Source organism: Phenylobacterium sp., assembly GCF_024508875.1.
Lineage (GTDB): Bacteria > Pseudomonadota > Alphaproteobacteria > Caulobacterales > Caulobacteraceae > Phenylobacterium.
Map to the genome: position 1 here is coordinate 1 of NZ_JANINU010000154.1, position 5,673 is coordinate 5,673.

Below are 5,673 nucleotides of genomic sequence, written 5' to 3' on the forward strand. Positions count from 1 at the left end.
TACCCCAGACCGTGCCGAACAGCCCCACGAAAGGCGACGCGGTGGCGACGATGGCGAGGGCGCCGAGGCCGGCTTCGACGCGGGCGCTTTCGCGGGCGATGATAGTGTCCAGGCTGCGGTCGATGCGCTGGATCAGGAAGGCGATCTGGCCCTCGGTGGCGGCGCCCTTGCTGCGCGATTCCCGCCACTCCTTGAGCGCGCCCTGCAGCATGCGGGGCAGGGGGTGGGCCGGAGCGGGACCGGCGGCGGCGGCGACATCCTCCAGGCTGGCGCCCGAGGCGACCTGATCCTCGAACTTGTCGGCCTCGCGGTTGAGCTTCGAGAGCCGCACCAGCTTGTCGAGGATGATCGTCCACGACCATAGCGAGGCGATGGCCAGGCCGATCATCACCAGCTTCACGACCCAGTCGGCGCGCAGGAAGATCGAGAGAAGGTCGAAACTCTCGGGCGTGACGGCGTCGGCCGGGTTCATCGTATCTCCTCGTCGTGTCCGGTCGTGGTTGGCGGGTTCAGGTGGCGATCTTATGGCGTCACGAAGTAGGGCCTGAGCAGATCGACCATTCCGGGGGGCGGACGGCGGGCGCGGCCGGCCAGGTCGATGCAGACGGCCTGCACCTGGGCCTCGGCGATGGTCTCGTCGCCTCTCGTGATGCGCTGGCTGACGAACAGGCGGGGCCCCTTCACGCTGTCGTAGGTGGTGCGGACCAGCAGGGCGTCGTCCACGCGGGCGGCGCGCTTATAGTCCAGCTCGATCCGAATGATCGTGAAGGCGGTCGGTTCCGGCAGTTCGAGCAGGGCGGTGTGGCTGATGCCCACCAGCCGGAAGAAGTCGCTCCGTCCGCGCTCGAAATAGCGCAGGTAGTTGGCGTGGTAGACGACGCCGGTGAAGTCGGTGTCCTCGTAGTAGATGCGGACCGGAAGCTGGTGCTCGCGGCCTTCGAGCCAGCCTGTGGACGGCGCGGTATCCCCGGGGCCGGGGCTCGGGGGCGCGCTCATTCGAACAGGTCCGGCGTGGACGGCTGGCCCACGCCCTTCGGTGCGGTCAGGCCCAGGTGGGCATAGGCCTTGGCGCAGGCCATGCGGCCGCGGGGCGTGCGCTGGATGAAGCCTTGCTGCAGGAGGAAGGGCTCGATCACGTCCTCGACCGCGTCGCGGGCCTCGGCGATGGCGTAGGCCAGGGTCTCAACCCCGGCGGGGCCGCCGGCATAGTTCTCGATCAGGGCGCGGAGGTAGCGGCGGTCCAGGGCGTCGAGGCCCTGTTCGTCCACGTCCAGGCGGGCCAGGGCCGAGGCGGCGGCCTTGCGGTCGATCACCTCCGCCCCATCGGCGGCGGCGAAGTCGCGGACCCGGCGCAGCAGGCGGCCGGCCACGCGCGGGGTTCCGCGGGCCCGCGCCGCGATCTCCATGGCGCCGTCGGGAGACAACGCGGTCCCCATCTTGGCCGCGGCGCCCAGCAGCACCTTCTGCAGTTCCTCGTGCGTATAGAACTCCAGCCGGATCGGGATGCCGAAGCGATCGCGCAGCGGGGTGGCCAGGAGGCCGGCGCGGGTGGTGGCCGCGACCAGGGTGAAGGGCGCGAGGTCGATGCGGATCGAGCGCGCCGAGGGCCCTTCGCCGATCACCAGGTCGAGGACGTGGTCCTCCATCGCCGGATAGAGGATCTCCTCGACGTTCGCCGGCAGGCGATGAATCTCGTCGATGAAGAGGACGTCGCGCGGTTCCAGGTTCGTGAGAATCGCGGCGAGGTCGCCGGCCTTGGCGAGGACGGGGCCGGAGGTGGCGCGGAAGTTCACGCCCAGCTCGCGGGCGACGATCTGCGACAGTGTCGTCTTGCCGAGCCCCGGCGGCCCGAACAGCAGCACGTGGTCCAGCGCCTCGGCGCGGTTCTTGGCCGCCTCGATGAAGACGCTGAGGTTCGCCTTGGCCTGCTGCTGGCCGACGAACTCGGCGAGCGTCTGCGGCCGCAGCGCCTTGTCTGTGCTCTCGAACGCCTGGGGTTCGCCGGAGACGATGCGGGTCATGGAGTTCCTCCCCCACAGGGGGAGGGGGACCGCAATTCCACCCCCGCTGGGGGTGGATCGCTAAGCGAGGGGGGCGCCGGGTCGCAAACGACCCGGTGGGCGGTGGAGGGGGCTTCAGCCGCAACCGCCGGAGAGGAAGCCCCCTCACCGGCTTCGCCGGAGCTCCCCCAACGGGGGAGCAACTGGAAATCAACCCTCATCGGCCCAGTTCCTGGAGGGCGGCCTTGATGAGGGCGGGCGGTTCGGCGTCTTCGCCGAGGCGGATGGCGGCGGCCTCGACCACGCGGCGGGCGGCGGGTTCGGCCACGCCGAGGCCCATGAGGGCGGCGACCGCCTCGCCCGAGGCGGAGGGTTTCGCCGGCTGGGCGGGGGTGGCCTGGGCGTGGAAGGTGGCGACCGAGCCGTCGCCGATGGGCTTGCCCTTCAGTTCGGTGACGATGCGCAGGGCCAGCTTCGGCCCGACGCCGTTGGCGCGGGCGACCAGGGCCTTGTCGTCGCGCGCCACGGCCGACGCCAGCTCGGCCGGCGGCAGCACGTCCAGCACGGCAAGGGCGGCCTTGGGGCCCACGCCCTGGATGGTGCGCAGCAGGACGAACGCCTGGCGGTCCTCGCGGGCCAGGAAGCCGTACAGCGTCAGGCCGGTCTGCTCGCCCCAATGGCTTTCCACGTGGAGCAGGGTCTCGCCGCCGATCTCAGGCAGGCGCGACAGGGTGCGCGAACCGCAGCGCACGACATAGCCCACGCCCATCACGTCGATGAGCGCTTCCTCCTCGCCGATCTCGGCGACGGCGCCGCGCAGGCGTCCGATCATGGGCGCGCCTCCGCAACGACTGCAGGACGAATCAGGTTCGGCATGTGTTCCGCAGGAGTACCCCAGCGGGGCCCCTGGGGAAATGATGCGGCGCCTATGTCCGCCCAGGTCCGGAGTGGGGATTGGGCGTCCCCGATCCATACGGCGGGTCGCGCAGGCCGTCGGGGCGTGCGCCGCCTTGGGCGCTTTGGTCGACGGGCCGTCAAGAGGCTGTCCGGACCGGCGCGGTGGGCTATCGTCCCGAGTGGGCGATTCGGAAGCGAAGCCGCCGCCGCGCGGGGCTTTCAGCCCGTGGCGGAGAGCGATGGGGGGCCCTGTTGCAGCAGGCGAATATCCACGCGGCGGGCGGCCGCCCGAAGGCGACGGTGATGATCATCACCTACAACCACGTCAAGTACATCGCCGAGGCCATCGAAAGTGTGCTGGCGCAGAAGACCGACTTCCCCTTCGCCATCCATGTCGTCGACGACTGCTCGACCGACGGCACCAGCGACATCGTGCGCGACTACGCCGCCCGCTTCCCCGACATCGTCAAGCCATTCATCAACAAGAAGAATCTGGGCCACAAGGTCGCTCAGCATAACTTCTATCGAGGCATGAAGACGATGGATGGCGACTACTTCGCCATCCTGGAAGGCGATGACTACTGGGCCTCGACCGAGCGGCTGCAGACCCACGTCGACTTCCTGGAGGCCAATCGCGAGTATTCGGCCTGCGCCTGCAATGCCCTGAAGATCTACGAGGACGGGTCGCAGGATCCCCACATCTTCCAGCCGCCGCCGGACAAGCCCGATCACGAGATGCATGAGCTGATCATGCTGAACTCGTTCTTCCACGCTTCGACGATGACGTACCGCAACGTCTTCCGTGGCCGCATGCCGCGCTACCTGCGCAGCTCGCTCTCCTGCGACATCTTCATAACCATCGCGCACGCTCAGTACGGAAAGGTCCGGTACTTCAACGAAATCGGCTCGGTCTATCGGGCCCACGCCGGCGGCATGTTCTCGCAGATGAAGCTCACCAAGGGCTGGATGTGGAACATCGACAGCATGCAGGCCTTCAATCGCTGGCTCGGGTATCGATATTTCCCGAGTTTCGCCAAGTCGATCTACCACTACTGCGACAGGCTCGCGGCAAACGGAGTCGAGGCCGACGGCTTCACCGCCGAGAAACGCGCCCACTACGCCAAGGTGCGTCGCCGCTATCGTGCGGGCGAGAAGGCGTACCGCTGGTTGGACATCTGGCTCGCGAAGTGGATCCCGGGCCGCAAGGCCCGGCTCGCCGGCGCCAAGCTGAACCTGGGCAGCGGCGTCCAGCTCTACGTGTCGTACGTGAATGTCGATATCCGCCGCGATCTCGATGTCGACATGGTGGTCGATCTGGAGAAGACGCCCTGGCCATGGCCGGACAACTACGCGAGCGAGGTCTTCCTTCAGCGCTCGCTCGAGCACATGGGCGCGGATTTCAAGACGTTCGAGGCGATCATGCGCGAGCTGTACCGGGTGTGTCAGCCCGGCGCGCGCGTGCTCATCTACGCAAAGCACCCCTGGAACAACGCCTTCATCAACGACCCCACGTGCGTACGGGTGGTGAGCCCGGCCGTGATGAGCGCGTTCGACCGGGCCACATCGGCGACCATGGAGCCTCAGTTCATCGCGGAGCGGAACAAGGTCGACTTCGAGATCGCCCAACGCCAAGTGACCCTGGACGAGCCTTACCGCAGCCACCTGCAGAACGGCCTGGTCTCGCAGGAGGAACTGGCGCGCCTGATCGACTCCAGCCTGAACGTCTGCAGTGAGTTCCAGATCGAGCTCATCGTGCACAAGCCGCCGCGGACCGCCCAGCCTCCTGCGTAGGCTAAGCCCTATCCCTCGGACCTGCGTGGCGTGTTCGCGACGGCGTCAGCCCGGCAGCTTCCTCGCCCAGTCGCGCACGACGCCGGCGAAGCGGGCCGGCTGGGCCTCGTGCATGGCGTGGGCCGCGTCGGGCAGGGAGACGTAGTCGAACGGCTGGCCGGCGGCCTTGACGATCTCGCCCGCCCGCTGGGCCTGAAGGTCGGTCAAGGCGCCGATGAGGCGGCCCGTCCTGTCGTCCACGTGGCGGCCGTGGTGGGTGAGCAGGACCGGGACCTTCACGCTGGCCAGCATCCGGTCGTGGCGGCAGCTCGCCGCCACCGTACCCTCGTAGAAGGCGCGGCCCCACTCGGGGTCGTACTCCTTGAGGTTCTGCGGCGGGGCAGGCGGGCCCGGCATCCCGCGGCCGAGGCCGGCCCAGTCGCCGACGCTCCACTGGTCGCCCAGGTGGATGGCGAAGTTCTGGAAGATCGGCCCCACGATGGTCTGGCGCACCGACTGTCCGAACGCCGGGGTCAACTCGGAGGCGAACAGGGGCGGGTCTTCGAGGATCGCGCCGCGAAGCTGGCCCGGCATGGCGTAGGCCGACAGCCAGCAGGACAGGACACCGCCGGACGAGCAGCCGCTGGTGACGACCGGGCGCTTGATGACCGTGGCGATGAACCGGACGAGATCGTTGCCCATGTTGTCCAGGGTGTAGCGCCCCGGGGTCCAGGTGCTCCGGCCCTGGCCGCGCAGGTCGACGGCGAAGACCTGGAAGTCCGCCTCCAGCAGCTTGATGGCCGCCTCGTAGCCCCACCAGGACTCGGTCTGCCCGGGGATCAGAAGCAGCGCGGGCTTCGAAGGCGAGCCCGCGACGACGTAGTTCATGGTGACCTCGCCCAGGTCGACGGACGTCTCGGGATAGCCGTGGGGCACGAACTCGGGGCGGTACGCCGCCGTCGCCCGCCCGGGAATTCCGGCGGCGAGGGGCGGGGCGCCGGCGGGC

6 protein-coding genes are annotated in these 5,673 nt (G+C 68.9%); 1 reads left to right on the forward strand and 5 read right to left on the reverse strand.

Features of this window, described 5'->3' with window-relative positions:
- From Q0L11_RS12600 to ruvA, 4 genes are all read right to left on the reverse strand, one after another.
- The coding region (locus Q0L11_RS12600; protein ID WP_296597668.1) for a MotA/TolQ/ExbB proton channel family protein at nt 1-472 on the reverse strand (472 nt) is incomplete at its 3' end.
- A 50-nt stretch (nt 473-522) separates the two neighbouring features.
- Complete coding sequence (locus tag Q0L11_RS12605) at nt 523-996, reverse strand: YbgC/FadM family acyl-CoA thioesterase (RefSeq protein ID WP_296597669.1); 474 nt, start codon at nt 994-996, stop codon at nt 523-525.
- A complete protein-coding gene (ruvB, locus tag Q0L11_RS12610) occupies nt 993-2,021 on the reverse strand; it encodes a Holliday junction branch migration DNA helicase RuvB (RefSeq protein WP_296597671.1) in 1,029 nt (342 codons plus the stop codon). Before ruvB ends, Q0L11_RS12605 begins: the two co-directional genes overlap by 4 nt.
- Before the next feature lie 196 nt (nt 2,022-2,217).
- Nucleotides 2,218-2,832, reverse strand: coding sequence for a Holliday junction branch migration protein RuvA (gene ruvA, locus Q0L11_RS12615; RefSeq protein ID WP_296597673.1), 615 nt, complete (start codon nt 2,830-2,832; stop codon nt 2,218-2,220).
- Between the two features lie 317 nt (nt 2,833-3,149).
- Between ruvA and Q0L11_RS12620 the strand changes: the two genes are divergently transcribed.
- A complete protein-coding gene (locus Q0L11_RS12620) occupies nt 3,150-4,688 on the forward strand; it encodes a glycosyltransferase (protein WP_296597674.1) in 1,539 nt (512 codons plus the stop codon).
- Between the two features lie 45 nt (nt 4,689-4,733).
- Here the strand turns inward: Q0L11_RS12620 and Q0L11_RS12625 are convergent.
- A partial coding sequence (locus Q0L11_RS12625; protein ID WP_296597675.1) for an alpha/beta hydrolase occupies nt 4,734-5,673 on the reverse strand: 940 nt, incomplete at its 5' end.

What these genes read in the sequence shown, in the direction of transcription:
- Q0L11_RS12605 (WP_296597669.1), bottom strand. Translation starts at nt 996, where the DNA reads ATGAGCGCGCCCCCGAGCCCCGGCCCCGGGGATACCGCGCCGTCCACA.
- ruvB (WP_296597671.1), bottom strand. Translation starts at nt 2,021, where the DNA reads ATGACCCGCATCGTCTCCGGCGAACCCCAGGCGTTCGAGAGCACAGAC.
- ruvA (WP_296597673.1), bottom strand. Translation starts at nt 2,832, where the DNA reads ATGATCGGACGCCTGCGCGGCGCCGTCGCCGAGATCGGCGAGGAGGAA.